This window comes from Rhizobium bangladeshense, assembly GCF_017357245.1.
In the GTDB taxonomy this organism is placed as follows: domain Bacteria; phylum Pseudomonadota; class Alphaproteobacteria; order Rhizobiales; family Rhizobiaceae; genus Rhizobium; species Rhizobium bangladeshense.
Genome location: NZ_CP071613.1, coordinates 62,356 through 80,290 on the forward strand (window position 1 = coordinate 62,356; position 17,935 = coordinate 80,290).

General features: G+C 59.6%; 13 protein-coding genes. 9 read left to right on the forward strand and 4 right to left on the reverse strand.

Annotation, left to right across the window (positions count from 1 at the left end; all coding sequences use genetic code 11):
* Window positions 1-10: 10 nt before the first annotated feature.
* Window positions 11-1,522 (reverse strand): glycerol-3-phosphate dehydrogenase, encoded by a 1,512-nt coding sequence (locus J2J98_RS21285; protein WP_207603379.1) that lies wholly within the window; start codon window positions 1,520-1,522, stop codon window positions 11-13.
* Between the two features lie 34 nt (window positions 1,523-1,556).
* Complete coding sequence (locus J2J98_RS21290; protein WP_207603380.1) at window positions 1,557-3,128, reverse strand: FGGY-family carbohydrate kinase; 1,572 nt, start codon at window positions 3,126-3,128, stop codon at window positions 1,557-1,559.
* Between the two features lie 789 nt (window positions 3,129-3,917).
* Here J2J98_RS21290 and J2J98_RS21295 point away from each other — a divergent pair.
* From J2J98_RS21295 to J2J98_RS21325, 7 genes are all read left to right on the forward strand, one after another.
* Window positions 3,918-4,574: a DUF2291 domain-containing protein gene (locus tag J2J98_RS21295; protein WP_207603381.1), complete on the forward strand. Its 657-nt coding sequence runs from the start codon at window positions 3,918-3,920 to the stop codon at window positions 4,572-4,574.
* The gene (locus J2J98_RS21300; RefSeq protein ID WP_207603382.1) at window positions 4,571-6,115 is read left to right on the forward strand and encodes a sugar ABC transporter ATP-binding protein; all 1,545 of its coding nucleotides are present in this window, start codon (window positions 4,571-4,573) and stop codon (window positions 6,113-6,115) included. Before J2J98_RS21295 ends, J2J98_RS21300 begins: the two co-directional genes overlap by 4 nt.
* A gap of 23 nt (window positions 6,116-6,138) precedes the next feature.
* Window positions 6,139-7,191, forward strand: a complete 1,053-nt coding sequence (locus tag J2J98_RS21305; RefSeq protein ID WP_064708255.1) for an ABC transporter permease — start codon at window positions 6,139-6,141, stop codon at window positions 7,189-7,191.
* Window positions 7,192-7,296: 105 nt separating this feature from the next.
* Complete coding sequence (locus J2J98_RS21310; RefSeq protein WP_207603383.1) at window positions 7,297-8,244, forward strand: D-ribose ABC transporter substrate-binding protein; 948 nt, start codon at window positions 7,297-7,299, stop codon at window positions 8,242-8,244.
* 129 nt (window positions 8,245-8,373) lie between these two features.
* A complete protein-coding gene (locus J2J98_RS21315) occupies window positions 8,374-9,216 on the forward strand; it encodes a DeoR/GlpR family DNA-binding transcription regulator (RefSeq protein WP_064708257.1) in 843 nt (280 codons plus the stop codon).
* Between the two features lie 36 nt (window positions 9,217-9,252).
* Window positions 9,253-10,788 carry an FGGY-family carbohydrate kinase gene (locus tag J2J98_RS21320; protein WP_207603384.1) on the forward strand — a complete coding sequence of 512 codons (1,536 nt, stop codon included), beginning with the start codon at window positions 9,253-9,255 and terminating at the stop codon, window positions 10,786-10,788.
* Window positions 10,789-10,800: 12 nt separating this feature from the next.
* Window positions 10,801-12,525: a glycerol-3-phosphate dehydrogenase/oxidase gene (locus tag J2J98_RS21325; RefSeq protein ID WP_207603385.1), complete on the forward strand. Its 1,725-nt coding sequence runs from the start codon at window positions 10,801-10,803 to the stop codon at window positions 12,523-12,525.
* Between the two features lie 183 nt (window positions 12,526-12,708).
* Here J2J98_RS21325 and J2J98_RS21330 read toward each other — a convergent pair whose 3' ends face one another.
* The gene (locus tag J2J98_RS21330; RefSeq protein ID WP_207603386.1) at window positions 12,709-12,957 is read right to left on the reverse strand and encodes a hypothetical protein; all 249 of its coding nucleotides are present in this window, start codon (window positions 12,955-12,957) and stop codon (window positions 12,709-12,711) included.
* A gap of 289 nt (window positions 12,958-13,246) precedes the next feature.
* Between J2J98_RS21330 and J2J98_RS21335 the strand changes: the two genes are divergently transcribed.
* Window positions 13,247-14,539: a mechanosensitive ion channel family protein gene (locus J2J98_RS21335; protein ID WP_064708260.1), complete on the forward strand. Its 1,293-nt coding sequence runs from the start codon at window positions 13,247-13,249 to the stop codon at window positions 14,537-14,539.
* 216 nt (window positions 14,540-14,755) lie between these two features.
* Here J2J98_RS21335 and J2J98_RS21340 read toward each other — a convergent pair whose 3' ends face one another.
* Window positions 14,756-15,784, reverse strand: a complete 1,029-nt coding sequence (locus tag J2J98_RS21340; RefSeq protein WP_207603387.1) for a LacI family DNA-binding transcriptional regulator — start codon at window positions 15,782-15,784, stop codon at window positions 14,756-14,758.
* Between the two features lie 181 nt (window positions 15,785-15,965).
* Between J2J98_RS21340 and J2J98_RS21345 the strand changes: the two genes are divergently transcribed.
* A complete protein-coding gene (locus tag J2J98_RS21345) occupies window positions 15,966-17,891 on the forward strand; it encodes an ABC transporter substrate-binding protein (RefSeq protein WP_207603388.1) in 1,926 nt (641 codons plus the stop codon).
* Window positions 17,892-17,935: the final 44 nt, after the last annotated feature.

Sequence of the window (17,935 nt, forward strand, 5' to 3'; positions counted from 1 at the left end):
CGGCAGATCCTCAGGCAGCGGCAAGGCGGGATGAGGCAAACCAATCGGCAAAGGCCGCCTGTTCCGCCTCGCTCAGGTGCAGGTAGTGCTTGGTCCGGCGATAGAGGATGTCCTCGGCGGTTTCGGCCCATTCGGCGGCAGCGAGATACCGCGCCTCAGCCTCATAGAGGTGCCCGCCGAAATGGCGGCCAAGCCCCTGCAGATCTGACGCGCCCGCCACCAACTGCCTGGTGCGCGTACCGTAGAGGCGGCCATAATGATGAACGAGCTTCCGCGGCATCCACGGATAGCTGTCCCTTAGACCGTTGGCGAAGGTTTCGTAATCGGCATTGGGCATGTCACCGCCCGGAAGCGGCGCCTTCTGTGTCCAATCGCCGCCCATTTCCGGAAAGATATGCCGAAGGCGCTGCAGACCGCGCTCGGCAAGTTCGCGGAAGGTGGTGATCTTTCCGCCGAAAACATTGAGGAGCGGCGCTCCACCCGTCTCGTCCAGGTCGAACACATAATCTCGTGTGACGGCCGACGGATTGCCCTTGCCGTCGTCGAAGAGCGGGCGGACACCGGAAAAACTGTGCAGCACGTCGGAGCGGCGAAGCTTCTCCTTGAAGTAGCGGTTGACCGCCTTCAGGAGATAGTCGATCTCCGACTCGTCGGCCGCGGCGTCCTCGGCCCGGCCTTCATAGGCGATATCCGTCGTACCGATCAACGCCTTGTCGCCCTCGTAGGGATTGATGAAGATCACGCGCTTGTCGTGGTTTTGAACCAGATAGGCGTTGGCACCCGACCAGAATTTCGGGACGATGATGTGGCTGCCCTTGACGAGCCGGACATTGCGGCTGGAATTGGAGCCGGCAACACGGTTGATGATGTCGCTAACCCAAGGGCCAGCGCAATTGACGAGACATTTGGCGCGGAAGGTCCGCACCTCGCCGCTCCTGGTACTCTTCGTTGTGATCGTCCAGTGACCATTTTCGCGGCGCGCCGAGACCGCCGGCGAGCGGGTAAGCACCAGCGCTCCCTGCTCGGCGGCGCCGACCGCGTTCAACGTGACGAGACGGGCATCGTCCACCCAGCAATCGGAATATTCGAATCCACGGGTGAACTGATCGAGAATTGGCGTTCCCTCGGGATCGCGCAACAGATTGAGCGTGCGCGTACCGGGCAGCTTCTTACGACCGCCAAGATGGTCATAGAGGAAGAGACCAAGCCTGACGAGCCAGGCCGGGCGATCTTCGGGACTGTGCGGCAGGACGAAACGCATCGGCCAGATGATATGCGGGGCGGCATTGAGCAGCACCTCGCGTTCGATCAGCGCCTCGCGCACGAGACGAAACTCGTAATATTCCAGATAGCGAAGTCCGCCATGGACGAGTTTGCCCGAGCGCGATGACGTGCCCTGCGCCAGGTCGTCCTTCTCGCAGAGCGCCACCTTCAGGCCGCGGCCAGCCGCATCACGGGCGATTCCAGCACCGTTGATGCCGCCGCCGATGACGAAAAGGTCGAGGATTTCGGGCTGGGTCATGTCATCCTCCCTCGGATGCTGCTGCATCGACGATCTAAGTGACTGGCGGCATTGCCGCGGCTGTGGCCAATGTCTGCCAGGCGGCGGGCATTGCCTTTCGGATATCGGCATAGGCGGAAAACAGGAGATCGAAGCGCGCCGCCTCGGCCGCGACCGGCTGCTCGGCTTCACCGAGGAGTGGCGTCACCCATTCGGCGATGCAGTCGTCCATGGTCGGATAGGCGCCGATCGCAACGGCTGCCATCATGGCAGCACCGGCTGCTCCCGTCTCTTCGCGGCGAGACAGACGAATCGGCGCGTTGACGGAGGCGCTGAGCGAGCGGCGCAGCGCACTGGAGCGAACGGCGCCGCCAGTGACGCGCAACTCTTGCGGCACGTCGCCCATTGCGGCGTAGCAGTCACGTGTGGCAAGCGCCAGGCCTTCGACGACAGCACGGACCAGGTCGGGAAATCCGTGGCGCACCGACAGACCGGAGAAGCCCGCACGCGCCTGCGCGTTGACGAAGGGGCCGCGCTCTCCGGCCTCCGAAATATAGGGATGGTAGAGCACGGCGCCGGGCTGGCTTTCGAAGAACCAGCGGTCGATCCTCGCGACAAGGTCCGCATGGCCGGCAGGCTTTCCCGCCTCGGCCATCAGGTAGCCAGCCATATCCAGCAGCCAGTCGATATTGATCGTCGAGCCCATATTGGTCTGCACCTGCGTCACGGTGCCGGGGATCGGCAGGGCGATGACATAGCCGGTGCCCTCTCGGTTGAGATGAACATCGGCGACAGGCTTGGCGCGTAGATGCACGCCGGTCGAGCCGATCGTCGAGCAGGCCGCATTGCGACCACTGCTTCGCACACCTGCGCCGAGCGCGGTCATCACCATGTCCACATAACCGAGGCTGACGGGCGTGCCGGCAAGAAGCCCGCAGGCATTTGCCGCCTCCGAGCTTAGCGGATGGGTGGTCTCAGATCCGTCGAGGACGTCTGGGAGCAGTGCGCGGCGATGCGTCAGGCCAAGCGCATCGATGGCAACAGGCGAATAGCGGCGCGTGCGGAAATTGCCGAATGTGAAGCTTGCCTCCGACGGGTCGGTCGCCCTGACACCGGTGAAGTTGAGATAGAGCCAATCCTTGCAGTGCAGCGCCGTCTCCGCCAGGTCGAGAAGCTCCGGCATCACCCGGTCCATGTGGGCGAGCTGGGCGCCTTGCTGGCAAGTATTGAGACCGGTACCGGTTTCTTCGAAACGAGCCCGGTTCGCCTGTCCGCCGGCAAGTGAAACGACGGTCGGGGCAGCGCGTGCATCGAGCCACAGCCAGGCATCGGCGACCGGCCGGTTGCTGGAACCGACGAGCCACGTTCCGTCCCCCTGCCCCGTCACGGAAATGGCGGCGGTGCGTCCTGCAAGATCCTCGACTTTAGCTCCGAGGCCACGAAGGGCTGCGATGCAATCTTTCCAGGTCTGCCCAAGCGATTGCGTGGCCGAGCCATCAGCGCCGCTCACATATTTGTTGCGAACGGAGGCGGCCGCAATCTGACGCCCGGTCAGATCGAAGGCGACCGCCTTGATGACCGATGTGCCGGCATCGATGCCAATGATGAGTTCTTGACCGGACTGCATCTCAGATTACCCACCGGCATGTTCGAGCGTCGCGAGGGGCGAGGTCGCACGTCGATGTCATGTTCCTATCCTCCAGCTCGCCACGGGCGACGACGGGCGCATATGATCAACCCCAGAGCGGCAAGAAACGTCGGCACTCCAGCCTGGCGATGTGCCGACCGACTCCTCACTCCTTCGCAAACATCCCATTGATAGATAACACAAAGATATCGTTTTGCCAGTAAGATTTTTCTGACGTTGAATTTTTTTTCATTTAAAATGGCTGTCGTGAACAGGCTGCCCAACGCCCATCCTACCCGCGCCGATGAACCGCACAACCAGCGTCGACCGACAGGTATGACTGAATTTCATCTTTATTTTCAATGCATTTCATCAGCGGCTCGGTGAAAAATTCACCCGCTGCGTGACGCTCTCTCCTGCGATTGAACCTCCCGTGAGCTCCTCCGTCCAGACCCGCCACGTGACGCATGGGCCGCCCCAAGTGCGAAATCCCAGTTGACATATACCGAAATTGATAACATGATTTTTGGCGTAAATACCATTTATCTATCACGCGGCTGGTTGATCCGGCTGCAATCACGGTCCGGCGATTGGAGGAGACTGACGCCGTTCCGGTAAGAGGAGGTTCGGATGTGCTTGTTTGTCGTCGTCGCGCTTCGATGCCCGGCCGATTTCGGCATTTCCCTGCGAGGCTTGAGACGACGGGTCGTCCTCGATGCCGCCACCGGAGCCTCTTCCGCAGCTTTCCCTCCTTCGAGATAAACCGATGAGCCGCAGAGGTCGTCAGTCATGAGTGCACAAACCGCCCCAACAGCATCGGCATCCGGGAAAGGCAGCCTGAAAACCATTCTCGGTGCCGCAGCGGCATTCGTCGTCGTCGGCGCAATCGCCCTCGACACCAAAGTCGTCAGGATCGGCTCGGAAAGCGATATAAGGCAGCAGGCCTTCTCGCCGGAGACCTTCGGCGCTGAGCAGTTTCCGAAGATCAAGGCGGATATCGAAAAGCGCGCGACTGCCGCAATCGATCTGGCAGCAGCGATCGCGGCTGACAAGAAGGCGGCCGGAGAGAAGTACGGCGTCGCGACAAGCACCGGCCCGGTCATAGCAGTCACTCTGACCGGCACGTTCGGCGCGCGCAAATCCAATACCAGCGAAATGAAGATCGACGGCATGCCCCCCGAGACGGTGGTCCGTGTCCAGACCGGCCCTGCGGTCAACGGCACGGACCTCCGCGATGCTACTGGTACGATCGAATTTGGTCAGTTCACTAACCAGATTCAGTATCAGGATGCCGGCTCGGCCATTAATAACGAGATGAAGAAGGCCGTATTCGCGGGTCTTGATCCGGACCAGCTTGAAGGCAAGACGGCAACTGTCGTCGGCGTCTTCAGACTCATCAACCCGAAAAACTGGCTCGTAACGCCAGTCAAGGTCGACGTCAAATGAGCGAGCCGAGCTCCACATCCGGGGTCCCCGGCGAGGTCGTCCTGGCCGCCCGCAATGTCGCCAAATCCTATGGCAGCGTGCATGCTCTAAAGGGTGTGAATTTTGATATTCACCGCGGCCAGATCACCACCCTGTTCGGTGAGAATGGGGCGGGCAAATCGACGCTGATGAAGATCCTTTCCGGGGTCGTTCAGCCGACGTCCGGCGAGATCATTCTCGACGGCAACCCGATCAGCTTCAACTCTTCGGCCCATGCCCGCGAATGCGGCATCTCGATCATTCACCAGGAACTCAGTCTCGCGCCCAATCTCAGCGTGCGCGACAACATCTTCATGGGCCGCGAGATCATCAAGGGCGGAGTGGTCGACTTCGCGGAAGAAGAGCGCCAGACGCGCATTTTGATGGAAGAACTCGAAGAGGAGATCGATCCTCTGACCAAGGTGGAGGACCTGCGCCTCGGCCAGCAGCAGATCGTCGAAATTGCAAGAGCACTTTCCGTCAATTCGCGGATCCTGATCATGGATGAGCCGACCTCGGCACTCAGCGCCGCAGAAGTAGAGGTGCTGTTCAAGGTCATCCAAGATCTGACCGATCGTGGCGTATCGATCGTCTACATCTCACATCACCTTGAAGAAGCGCTGCAGATCACTGACCACGCTGTCGTCTTGCGCGATGGCATCATGACGGCCTACGCGCAACGCAAGGACATCGATCTCGAATGGATAGTGCGCAACATGGTAGGCGACAATTTCGACCTCGGCAGTCCGCCCGAAGGTTACGAAATCGGCAAGCCCGTGCTATCGATCGACCATCTGACTGTTCCTGGCCCCTCCGGGTCGGCCTTCAATTCGGTCGACCGTCTGTCGCTCGAGGTGCGCGCAGGTGAGGTCGTCTGCATCTACGGCCTGATGGGGGCCGGGCGCACCGAACTCCTGGAATGCGTGGCTGGACGATTGCGCCCAAGCAGCGGAACGATTCGGCTTGAGGGCCAGGATATCGCACATTTGAGCATCGCCGGACGCATTGCAGGCGGCCTCGTGCTGGTGCCTGAGGACCGCCAACGCGACGGACTCGTGCAGACAATGACGGTCGGCTCCAACCTGTCACTCGCCAGCATCGGCGCCTTTACAAAGGGGCTGTTCACATCAGGCCGTCGTGAACGCGAACTTGTCGATGCCTCCATTCGCAAAGTCAGAGTCAAGACCGATGGAGGAGAAGCCGCCATTGGCTCGCTGTCTGGCGGCAATCAGCAGAAAGTAGTCATCGGCAAGATGCTGGCGACTGACCCGAAAGTCATCCTTCTCGACGAGCCGAGCCGCGGCATCGACGTCGGCGCCAAGGCGGAAGTCTTCAAGCTGCTGGCCGAACGGGCCCGACAGGGCCTTGCAGTCGTCTACTCGACTTCAGAGGTAAACGAATGCCTGAGCATCGCGCATCGCATCATCGTCATGCATCGCGGCCGGATCTCGGCTGAATTCGGCGCTGACGTCACCAAGGAAAAGATCATGGCCGCCTCGGGCGAAGCCGTGGTCGCGCACTAGCCAGGACATATGGAGCACTGATCATGTCAGTCACGAACATCACCGAAAAGAAGTCAGTGTCACATGGGCAGAAGCGCAACACGAACCTCGTGCGGTTGATCCTGGAGGGCCGCGCCTTCTTTGCGCTGATCGTCATCATCGCGGTCTTCTCGTTCCTGTCTCCTTATTATTTCAGCCTGAGCAACTTCCTGACTATGGCCTCGCATGTTGCCATCTTCGGCATCCTGGCGATCGGGATGTTGTTGGTGATCCTGAACGGCGGCATCGATCTTTCGGTGGGGTCGACGCTCGGGCTTGCAGGATGCATTGCCGGCTTCCTCATGCAGGGCGTGACGCTGAGTTCGTTTGGCGTTATCCTCTATCCGCCTGTCTGGGCCGTGGTGGTCATTACCTGCATTCTCGGCGCCGTCGTGGGCGCGGTCAATGGCGTGCTGGTCGCCTACCTGAAGGTCCCGGCCTTCGTCGCGTCGCTTGGTGTGCTCTATGTCGCCCGCGGTATCGCGCTCCTGATGACCAACGGCCTGACCTACAACAATCTCGGTGGTCGCCCCGAACTCGGCAATACCGGCTTCGACTGGCTTGGCTTTAACCGTCTTGCCGGCATTCCGATTGGCGTGATCGTGCTTGCGGTGCTTGCGATCATCTGCGGCATCGTTCTCAGCCGCACCGCGTTTGGCCGCTGGCTGTATGCCTCCGGCGGCAATGAACGGGCGGCCGATCTATCGGGCGTACCGGTCAAGCGAGTGAAGATCATCGTCTACGTGCTTTCGGGCGTATGCGCTGCAATTGCCGGCCTGGTCCTGTCGTCGCAGCTGACCTCGGCCGGTCCGACGGCAGGCACGACCTACGAACTGACTGCAATCGCAGCCGTCGTCATCGGGGGCGCCGCCTTGACCGGCGGGCGCGGAACTGTGCGCGGTACGATGCTCGGCGCCTTCGTAATTGGCTTCCTCTCCGACGGTCTCGTCATCATCGGTGTGTCGGCCTATTGGCAGACCGTCTTTACCGGCGCCGTTATTGTCCTCGCAGTCCTGATGAACAGCATCCAATACGGGCGTCGGACGAAATCGTCCTGATGCCGCAGCAGCACTTCTCCGCGACGGCAACGGAAGAACCCGTTGCAGTCGTGGAAAGCACCGCCGGCTTTCGGCAGTACCTGAACTCACAATGGGAGAGAGACTATGTTTAAAAAAGGCATGCGCATCCTTCTGGCGGCCGCCGCCGTCGCGCCAATTCTCGTAACTTCAGCCTGGGCAGCGGGGCAGATGACGATCATCGTCAACGACCCATCCAACCCCTACTGGCTGACCGAAGGCAATGTTGCAAAGGCAACCGCCGAAAAACTCGGCTACACCGCTTCGGTCAGCGCGCACAAGGGCGACACGAATACCGAAAGCAATCTGATCGACACCGCCATCACCAACAAGTCCGTCGCCATCATTCTCGATCCGGCCAACGCCGACGGTTCCATCGGCGCGGTCAAGAAGGCCGTTGCCGCCGGCATCCCTGTCATTCTCGTCAACGCAGAGATCAACCAGGAAGGCCTTGCCAAAGCCCAGCTCGTCTCGAACAACGCGCAGGGTGCGGCAATCGGCGCGCAACAGTGGGTCGAAGCGGTCGGCGACAAGGGCAAGTATGCCGAACTCTTCGGCGCACCCTCGGACAATAATGCCGCCACGCGCTCCAATGGCTACGAGACAGTTTTGACCCAGTATCCCGATCTCCAGAAGGTCGCAAAGGAAGTCGCCAACTGGGACCGCACCCAGGGTCACAACAAGATGCAGTCCATGCTCCAGGCCAATCCCGACATTACCGGAGTGATCTCCGGCAATGACGAAATGGCGCTCGGCGCCATCGCGGCACTCAAGGAAGCTGGCAAGCTTGCCAACGTCAAGGTCGGCGGCTTCGACGGCTCTCCGGACGCGGTTGCCGCAATCAAGGCAGGCGAACTGCAATATACTGTCCTGCAACCTGTTGCAGTCTTCTCGGCGGAAGCCGTCAAGCAGGCCGACAGCGTCATCAAGACCGGCAGCACGGGTGCCAAAAGTGAGAAGCAGCTCTTCGATTGCTTGCTGATCACCAAGGACAATGTAGACAAGTACACCGGCCCCTTCGTGCTGGAACAGTAATTGATAACGGAGGGCGCCCGCAGGACGCCCTCCCGCACTTCGGACCGACAAGATCGCTTTCGCCTTCTTTGCCTTGGCATGGCAATCACTATACGAAGCTGGGGCAGAATTCAGCGACAAGGGTGACCCGTGACACAGAAGATTAATCAGGGCGATGAACTGTTGGATCAGCTGACCAGCGACAGCCGCCAGACGCGCCAGGTTGCGCGGCGGCGGATGATTGCCGAGGCCGTCATGAGCGAAGGCTCGATGCGCATAGAAGATCTGACTGACCGCTTTGGTATCAGCCTGATGACGGCCCATCGCGACGTGGATGAACTCGTCAGCCGCGGCCTCTTCAGGAAGACACGCGGCATTGTCACGGCGGCAGCCACAAATCTGATCGAGTCCAGTGACGTCTACCGCTCCAGTCGGCAATCGGCAGAGAAAAAGGCGATCGCCGAGGCTGCCATGCAATTCGTTGAACCTGGACAGGCAATCTTCTTCGACGATTCTACGACCGTCCTGCAGATGGCCCCGCATCTCTCGTCAAAAGTGCCGATCACCGCCATTACCAATTCGCTGACGCTGATGAATGCGCTGACCGGCATGCACGATGTTACGCTGCTTGCGCTTGGTGGGCAATATTACAACTGGTGTAACGCCTTCATGGGCCGCATGACGATCAATGAGATCAGGGCGTTGAGGGCTGATGTCTTCTTCATTTCGATGTCCGCCATCAATGAAGGAATCGTGCTTCACCAGTCGCCCGAGACCGTCGACACCAAACGCGCCATGTTCGACTGCTCCGTCAAGCGGATCCTGCTTGCCGATCATACTAAATTCGACCGACGCGCACTCCATAGCTTCGCTGCACTCGATGAATTCGACGTCGTCATCGTCGACGACAGGACGCCTTCCGTCCAGATCGACCGCATGCGGTCAAAAGATATCAACGTCGTCGTTGCCAGGACCGGCAGCGGACGCGTGTAACCGGATTGTCCGGTGGCGATAGAAAGGTAAATGTGCATGCCGAGTCTTCTCGGGATCGATAGCGGACTGACCGTCACGAAGGCCGTCGTCTTCGATGTTGACGGTACGGCCATCTCCGTAGCAAGGCGGCGCGTGAGCCAGCGCATCCCGAAGCCCCGTTTCGTGGAGCGGGACATGCACGAATTGTGGAGCGCAACGGCCGAAGCGATCCGGGAAGCGATTGCTCTCAGCGGCAGGCCCGCAAGCGATATTCAGGCCGTGGCGGCAACAGCCCATGGCGACGGGATCTACCTCGTTGATGGAGGCTTGCGGCCACTTGGCAACGGTATCGTATCGCTCGACAGCCGCGCCGGCGATATCGTTGATCTGTGGACGACAAACGGGGTTGCAGAGAAGGCAATCACGCTTACCGGCCAGGCTCCGCATGTCTCCGCGCCCTCGGCGCTTCTCGCCTTTATACATGACCATGAGCCGGAGCGCTTTTCGCACATCGGCCACATCATGAGTTGCAAGGATTGGCTGCGTTTTTGCCTTACCGGCTCTGCCGGTACGGACCGTACCGAAGCCAGTACGTCCTTTGTCGATGTTGAGACGCAAGGTTACAGTGAGGAAGCTCTCCACCTCTTCGGCCTGGATGCCTTGTCCGACGCGCTGCTGCCGGCAGCGCGCTCCGACGAGATCGTCGGGCGGGTGACGGCCAAGGCGGCGCGTCTAACCGGACTTGTCGAGGGTACGCCCGTAGCTGCCGGGCTTCACGATGTCGTAGCCTCTGCTCTTGGTGCGGGTGGTTATGCCGAGGGCGTGGTTGCGATTGTCGCCGGAACCTATTCGATCAATGAGACACTGACATCAAAAGCACGCGTCGACCGGCGCTGGTTCTGCCGCAACGCCATTGCGCCGGGTATCTGGAACGCAATGTCAATTTCACCGGCTTCCAGCGCCAATTACGAATGGTTCATCGAAAAGCTCTGTGCCGCCGATCGGACCCGCTGCGAGGCCGAGGGCGTAACGATTCACGCGCTTCTGGCTTCGGAGATCGACGCAGCTTTGGCACGGCCCTCACCCCTCCTCTTCCATCCCTATCTCTACGGCTCACCCTACGGCGCATCGGCAAGCGGGAGCTTCTTCGGGCTCGGCGGCTGGCATGATCGCGGCGACATGTTGCGCGCTGTGCTCGAGGGCATCGCCTTCAATCACCGCATTCATGTCGATGCATTGCGCGAAGGTTTCGCCTTCACCGAAGCAAGGCTTTCAGGCGGCATCTCGCGCAACCCTGCCGTGGTACAGATGTTTGCCGACGTGCTTGCCATGCCGGTGACGGTGACCGGCACCGATGAGGCGGCCGCCTGGGGTGCCGCGCTTTGCGCGGGCGTTGGGGCGGGCATCTATCATGACCTCCAGAGCGCATCGAACAGGCGGGAGCCCGGTGGAACCTGCCGGCCGGATCCTGGTCGCAGCAGCGACTATGAAAAGCGCTACCGGCTGTTCGTCGAGATTGCCGAAACAATGAAGCCACTCTGGCCTAAGATCGCCGGCCTTGCGGACGAAAGCGCGGCCCATCCCGCACAGTAGGACGACAACATCATGAACTCCCCGCTCCAAGCCAGCCAGACGACCGGCGCGACAAACATCGACGTCCTCATCCTCGGCGCAGGCATCAACGGGGCCGGCTTGTTCCGCGAGCTTGCGCTGCAAGGCGTCGGCTGCATGATCATCGACAAAGCGGACTTCGGATCTGGAACCAGTGCCGCACCGTCGCGCCTCATCCATGGCGGATTGAAATATCTTGAAACGGGCGAATTCGGGCTCGTCGCCCAATCGACTCTTGAGCGCAATCTGCTTTTGCAAAATGCGCCGCATTGCGTCGAGGCGTTGCCCACATTCATCCCGATCTTTTCCTGGACGCGTGGCATCTGGGCGGCATTGAGGACGCTCGCAGGTTCCAAGACAGCACCGCGCAGCCGCGGCGCCCTGCTCATCAAGATCGGCCTTTCGCTCTATGATTACTTCGGCTCGCGCGACCGTGTCATGCCGCACCACCGGTTCCTTCTAAAAGGCAAGGCGCGGCAGAAAATCCGCCATATTACGCCGGCAATCGTTGCAGGCGGCATCTATTATGATGCCAAGATCAGCCGGCCCGAACGCCTCGTCTATGAACTTGTCAGGGATGGCCTGGATTCAAACCCTCTCTGTGCGGCGGAAACCTTCACGGAAATGACGAGCGCCCGTGACGGGTGCCTGCGTTTTCGAAAGCACCATGGAACGGAATTTGCGGTTCGACCAAGGCTCGTCGTCAATGCCGCCGGCCCGTGGATCGATCATGTCAACGAACGCCTCGGCGCGCCCTCGCATCTGATCGGTGGCACAAAGGGTTCTCATATCCTCATCGATCATCCGGAACTGGTGCGCAGCCTCAACGGCCATATGATCTATTTCGAAGCCGATGACGGCCGCATCTGCCTGGTTTACGGCTATCTAGGACTGGCACTCGTGGGCTCGACAGATATCCCGAGCAGCGATCCCGAAAATGTGCGTTGTGAGGAGCCGGAAATAGATTACTTCCTGCAGAGTCTCCGTTCGATACTTCCGGGATTGCGCTTCGATCGCGACCAGATTGTCTATACCTATAGCGGCATCCGCCCGCTTCCTGCATCTGACGGGACTGCACCCGGCCTGATCAGCCGCGATCATTCCGCCCCGGTCATCGAGCCAGACGAATCGCGGCCATTTGCCATCATGTCGCTCGTTGGCGGCAAGTGGACGACATTCCGCGGCTTTGCCGAGGAAGTTGCGGACGTGGTGCTCTCACGGCTGCAGCATACACGCAAACAGTCGACCCGCTATCTTCCGATCGGCGGCGGAAAAGCCTATCCGGTGGACGCAAACGCGAAACGCATCCTCATCGACCGCATCGCGAAGTCCGCTGGCATCACCGACGCGCGAGCGCAGGAACTGGTCGATCGCTACGGGACAACGGCCGAAGCGGTGGCGACATTCAGATCGGACTATTCGGATGAACGCAGGATCTCAGGATCGCAGACCTATAGTTTCCGCGAATTTGACTGGATCGCCCGCAAGGAGCTGGTGGTCCACCTTGCAGATATCGTCATGAGGCGCTCGACGATTGCGATCGAGGGACGGCTGACTGAGGAGGGCCTCAAGGACATTGCCGAAGTTGCCGCGAAGCCCCTCGGATGGGACGGGCCGCGTGTCAAGCGCGAGATCGACGAGGTTATTTCCCTTCTGGCTACCTTTCACCATCAGACAATCAAAGCCGAGACGGTGGAGATCGAGTGTCACGAAAGATAATTCGCTCACCTTCTGACCGCTTCTTGCAGGAGAAGCCTGATCTGCTCGCGCGACCGGCACAGCTTCTCGAAGAGCCTGTTCGGGAAACGAAATGCGGAGGCGTCGTCCTCAACGCCATTCCGATGAGCTTTGAATCAAGCGTCAATGCGGAGAACTGTGGATCAAGTGCAGGCTGCCGCGGTACTAGCCGACTGTACCGCCCTGGCGATCGATGCGGCCTCCGCCAAAGGCGGTCAGCTGACGGTCGAGGAGCGCGGCAGGATGGCTATCCCGGTCGCCGCCGCAAATGCTCTTGCCATCACCGCTATCGCGAGCGGAACGGGACGAATCCTTGCGGACCAGGTTTCCATCCGCCTCGGGAAGGGGGGACGCTTTGAAGCGGAAGGTTTCTGCCCGACCCGAGAGATAGGTGACGTTTCGTACCGGAGACATGGGTAACACTTTTCGCTTTTTGGCGGGAGGTGTTGATGCCGTGGAAAGCGACCTCGGCGCGACTTGAGCCAGGCTGCACAATATCGCGCGGCGACAAGATCGCCGCGGCGAATGACCTCGTGAACTACGCGTATGGCCGCGCCCGTTTGTCGCGCGGTTTCTCATCTCTCCGGTGGCTGAGGTCATAGTAAATCATTGAGTCTTCTGAGGAATGCTGGTGCTTGTTTCGTCCAAATGAACTAAACTCGCGCGATAGCTTTATCTAGCTGACATTCATCGGATCATCATCATGAATATCAGGCAGATGACCGAGATCGCCGAGCAGTGGCTGACGACATTCATTCTAAACGAATGGACGTTCTTTCAGCTAGCGATCATCGTGGCCGGCTTCGGCTTTGCGTCCTTACTTGCGTCACGCACAGAGCCCGCGATGGAGGCAAAGGCGCGCCTGATCAAGGGTAATCCCGACCTGCTCCGGGTCATCATTGCCTTTATGCGCCGGATGATGTGGCTTTTCCTTGTGGCTTGGCTGTGGCTCGCCAATGTCGTGCTGAGCAAGAGCGCGTGGCCTTCGCAACGCTGGCTTGTGTCCACGGCTCTGACATTGGCAGCTGCATGGTTCGTCATCTCCGTCCTGACCAAGATTATTCGCAACCCAACCCTGTCGCGTGCCGTCGCGATCGGCAGCTGGGGCTACATCGCTCTTTATGCAGTCGGTCTTGATGGCCCGGTTCTCTCTGCTCTTGACGGGCTCGCGATCAATTTAGGTGCGGTGAGGCTCTCACTGCTGCTTGTGCTCCAAGTCCTCGTGCTGGCGATCGCCTTGATCTGGATCGCCGTCCTCATTGGCAATATGCTTTCACACTGGGTTCAGCGGTCGGCCGACCTGTCGCCTTCCATCAAGGTGTTGATCAGTAAATTCATCAAGATCAGCCTGATCATCGTTGCCGGCGCCATCGCTTTGTCGGCGACCGGCGTCGACCTTACTGCGCTGACCATTTTCTCAGGCGCAGTCGGAGTCGGAATAGGCTTCGGCCTTCAAAAGGTAGTATCGAACTTCATATCCGGCATAATCATTTTGGTCGACAAGTCGATCAAGCCGGGCGACACGATCACGCTTGGCGACACGTTCGGGTCGATCCGTGACCTGCGCTCGCGGTTTGTTTCCGTCATCACCCGCGATGGCAAAGAGTACCTCATTCCGAATGAAGACTTCATATCGCAGCAGGTCGTCAACTGGTCGTTCTCCAGTGATTATGTACGAATCGATGTTGACTTCGGGACGTCCTACGACAGCGACCCGCATCAAGTCGTTAAGATCGCCATTGCGACGGCATCGACCGTGCCCCGGGTCGCTAACCAGTATAAGCCACCTGTCTGCTGGCTGACCGGCTTTGGTGCTTCGTCGCTCGACTTTCGGCTTCGCTTCTGGATTTCGGATCCAGCGAACGGCCTTACGAATGTCCGTGGGCAAGTCCTGATGGCACTGTGGGATGCCTTCAAGAAAGCTGGCGTCTCTATCCCGTTTCCGCATCATGAAATCATCATGAAAAACCCCATAGAGATCAAACAACCAGACTGATTTATTGTAGCAATACCTGCCAACGGGAACCATCGCGTTTCGATGGCTACGTTCATCTGGGGCTGGTCTCTACGATGCTGTCGCCTGCTGCGCCGTGGTCGTCGCGGTCGCAATCGGCATCTTGCCGTCCGACCTGTTTGTGCAATGGCCGTCGGAACCCTCGTCTGTCCGTCGGAGTAGTGTCGTCATCTGGAGCTTGCAGTAGCGGGCGCTCGGCTAGGGCTTCGCCAGCATCGTTCTAGAAGGTTCGGCGCGGTATGCGCAAGGACCAGCTGAACGGCGTTCGACAATGCGCGAGGCAATCATCACCCGGCGAGCGGGCATTCCGGGCAGTCTTGGATTTTCTATACGTTCGAGAAGCAGGCGCAGGCCGACGGCGCCGGCCTCCTGCCCTTCCATCTTCACCGTCGTCAGCGACGGCGAAATCTGGGTCGCCGGTGAAAAGTCGCCGAAGCCGATGACAGAAACATCGTCGGGAATTCGGTATCCCTGCCCCAGCAACTCGGAAACGACCGTCAGCGCCAAACCGTCATGGGCGCAGAAAAAGGCCGTGGGATGAACCCCCTTTTCCTTTAAGTCCCGGAAGGTCGCGCTGAAGCCGTTCTGCTCGTCGAACTCCAATACCTGCAACGAGACACCCTCGTGGCGCTCGGCGATCTCACGCGCCCCATAATACCGTTCACGCCTGCCGCGGAAGCCGGGCGTGCCACTGACATAGACGATCGAGCGATGCCCGAGGCCGATCAGATATTGAAGCACCGCCTGACCCGCTTCGTGGTCGGTGCCGGTGATCTGATCGGCCTGTTCCAGCGGGTCGACCCATCCGAACCGCACGACGGGGATGCCGGTCGCCGTAGCCGCCGTCAGCGCCTCGCGATCATGCGGGCCAACAAGCAACAAGCCCGCGCATGAGCGCGCCAATTCCTCGAGTTGACCGGCGCTATGCGTCCAGCGAATGCGCAACGCCATCCCCAGTCTGTGCGCCTCACGCTGCACGCCATTCTGGATCTGCATGTAAAGCTCGCTGTTGACGGCATCGAGATCGTGAAACACGACGGCGATATCGTTTGACTGAGACTGGCCGGCTGGACGCGTGTAGCCCAGCCGCTCTGCCGTTGCGCGAATGAGCGCGCGCGTTTCCTCGCTCACGCCGCTCTTGCCCGCGAGCGAACGTGAGACGGCATATTTGGACAGGCCGACCTCCTGCGCGATCGTCTGTAAGGTAATTCGCCCTCTGCTTCCCACTCTCCACCTCGTCCACACCTGAATGTAGCGCTTCCGCTATACGTTCCTGGTTACGAAAGCAAAACTTTGCGCTAACAGAACATAACGCTTTACCTAACGATATCCAAATGTATTCTGCCTCTCATCCCGCCCGATAATCAAAACCACATCCAAGAGCGGGAGAATTTTGGAGGAGAACCCTATGATCAAGCTGAAACGTCGCGCGTTTCTGGCCGGGACCTCGGCCGCTCTGTTTTTGCCGGCGCTGCCTGCGCTAGCGGTGGACTACAAAGAAGCGAACATTCTGAAGGAGAAGGTTTCGAGTGGCGCATTGCCGCCGCTGAAGGACCGGCTGCCGGAAAATCCCCTCGTCGTCAAGCCGGTCGAAAGCGTCGGGAAATATGGCGGCGACTGGAACATGGCCCTTGTCGGCGGTGGTTCGCTCTCCATGCTGTTCCGTTACCAGGCATACGAGCCACTCCTCCGCTACAAGCCCGATTGGTCCGGCGTAACGCTCAACGTCGCCGAAGCCTTCGACGGCAATGCGGATTCCACCGAATATACCATCCGTCTGCGCAAGGGCATGAAATGGTCGGACGGACACCCTTACACCACTGCTGACGTGAAATTCTGGTACGACACCATCCTGACCGACAAGCGCGTCGCCGCCACCGGCCAGGGCCATTGGAAAAGCGGCGGCCAGCCGGCCAAGCTCGAAGTCGTGGACGAACAGACCTTCAAGGTCATCTTCGAGAAACCTAACGGTATGTTTCCGCTGCAGGTTGCTTGGGCCAACAACGATCAGACGACACGCTGTCCCAAGCACTATCTCGAGAAGTTCCACATCGACTATAATCCGAAAGCCGACGAGCTTGCCAAACAGCAGGGCTTTGAAAGCTGGATCGTCGCTTTCCAGACCGCTTCGGGCTTCCGGGACGACAACGCCTTCTTCCTGAACTCGTCTAAGAAGCCCTGCCTGCATGCCTGGATGTTCACCATTGCGCCCGGCGAGAATACCGAGCGGGCGGTCGCGGAGCGCAATCCCTTCTACTGGAAGGTCGATACCGAGGGTAATCAGCTGCCCTATATGGATCGCATCGTCTACCAGATGGTCGCCGATCCGCAGGTGCTGCTCTTGAAGGCCATGCAGGGCGAGATCGACTTCATGGACCAGTATATCGCCACGCCGAACAATAAGTCGGTTCTCTACGATGCGCGAGAGCAGGGACAATATGATTTCTACACGCTGACTTCGACTGAAGCCAATGTGATGAACTTCATCTTCAACCTGAACCATAACGACGAAACAAAGCGTAAGCTCTTCCGCAACAAGGACTTCCGCGCAGCGCTGTCGATGGCGCTCGATCGCCAGTCGCTGATCGATGCTGTCCTCGTTGGCCAGGGCGCTCCTGCCCAACCGTCGATCAAGCAGAGCGATCCGCTTTACAACGAACAGCTTGCCACCCAGTTCACGAACTATGACGTCGACAAGGCAAATGCCATGCTCGACACGCTCATCCCCAAACGAGACGACCAGAACTTCCGGCTGGACGAGAAAGGCCGCCGGCTGACGGTAATCTTCGAGATCGACCAAGCGCGTGCCGTCTTCCTTGATCTCTTCCAGCTCGTCATCCCAATGTTCCAGGCGGTCGGCATCGACGCGCAGATGCGCACGATGGACCGTTCGCTATGGGAAACCCGTGTCCGCCAGGGCCGCGATTTCGATGCGACGGCACATCAATTCGGTGCCAATGGCGGCGTCGCCGCAATGCTCGACCCGCGCTATTACGTGCCGACGGATTCCAACGCGATGTATGCGCCGGCTTGGCAGCTCTGGTATCTCGACCGCAACAACGCCAATGCGGAAGAGCCGCCGGAGGAGACGAAGAAGCAGCTTGAGCTTTATGACAAGCTGAAATCGACTTCCGATCCGGCCGCCCAGCAGGAGATCATGAAGCAGATCCTGCAGGGTGCTGCCGAGAATTTCTACGTTTTTGGCATTTCCCTGCCCCCGGATGGCTACGGCATCGTCAAGAACAATATGAAGAACATCACCAGGACCATGCCGAACTCGTTCGGCTGGCCGACGCCTGCTCCCACCATGCCGGAGCAGTTCTACAAGGTCTGATGGCCTGTAACAGCCAATGAATTCAAGACGCCGGCTCTGTAGCC

Bases quoted from the DNA above. Each gene is read 5' to 3' on its own strand.
- J2J98_RS21285 (WP_207603379.1), bottom strand. From the start codon at position 1,522: ATGACCCAGCCCGAAATCCTCGACCTTTTCGTCATCGGCGGCGGCATC.
- J2J98_RS21290 (WP_207603380.1), bottom strand. From the start codon at position 3,128: ATGCAGTCCGGTCAAGAACTCATCATTGGCATCGATGCCGGCACATCG.
- J2J98_RS21295 (WP_207603381.1), top strand. From the start codon at position 3,918: ATGAGTGCACAAACCGCCCCAACAGCATCGGCATCCGGGAAAGGCAGC.
- J2J98_RS21300 (WP_207603382.1), top strand. From the start codon at position 4,571: ATGAGCGAGCCGAGCTCCACATCCGGGGTCCCCGGCGAGGTCGTCCTG.
- J2J98_RS21305 (WP_064708255.1), top strand. From the start codon at position 6,139: ATGTCAGTCACGAACATCACCGAAAAGAAGTCAGTGTCACATGGGCAG.
- J2J98_RS21310 (WP_207603383.1), top strand. From the start codon at position 7,297: ATGTTTAAAAAAGGCATGCGCATCCTTCTGGCGGCCGCCGCCGTCGCG.
- J2J98_RS21320 (WP_207603384.1), top strand. From the start codon at position 9,253: ATGCCGAGTCTTCTCGGGATCGATAGCGGACTGACCGTCACGAAGGCC.
- J2J98_RS21325 (WP_207603385.1), top strand. From the start codon at position 10,801: ATGAACTCCCCGCTCCAAGCCAGCCAGACGACCGGCGCGACAAACATC.
- J2J98_RS21330 (WP_207603386.1), bottom strand. From the start codon at position 12,957: ATGTCTCCGGTACGAAACGTCACCTATCTCTCGGGTCGGGCAGAAACC.
- J2J98_RS21335 (WP_064708260.1), top strand. From the start codon at position 13,247: ATGAATATCAGGCAGATGACCGAGATCGCCGAGCAGTGGCTGACGACA.
- J2J98_RS21345 (WP_207603388.1), top strand. From the start codon at position 15,966: ATGATCAAGCTGAAACGTCGCGCGTTTCTGGCCGGGACCTCGGCCGCT.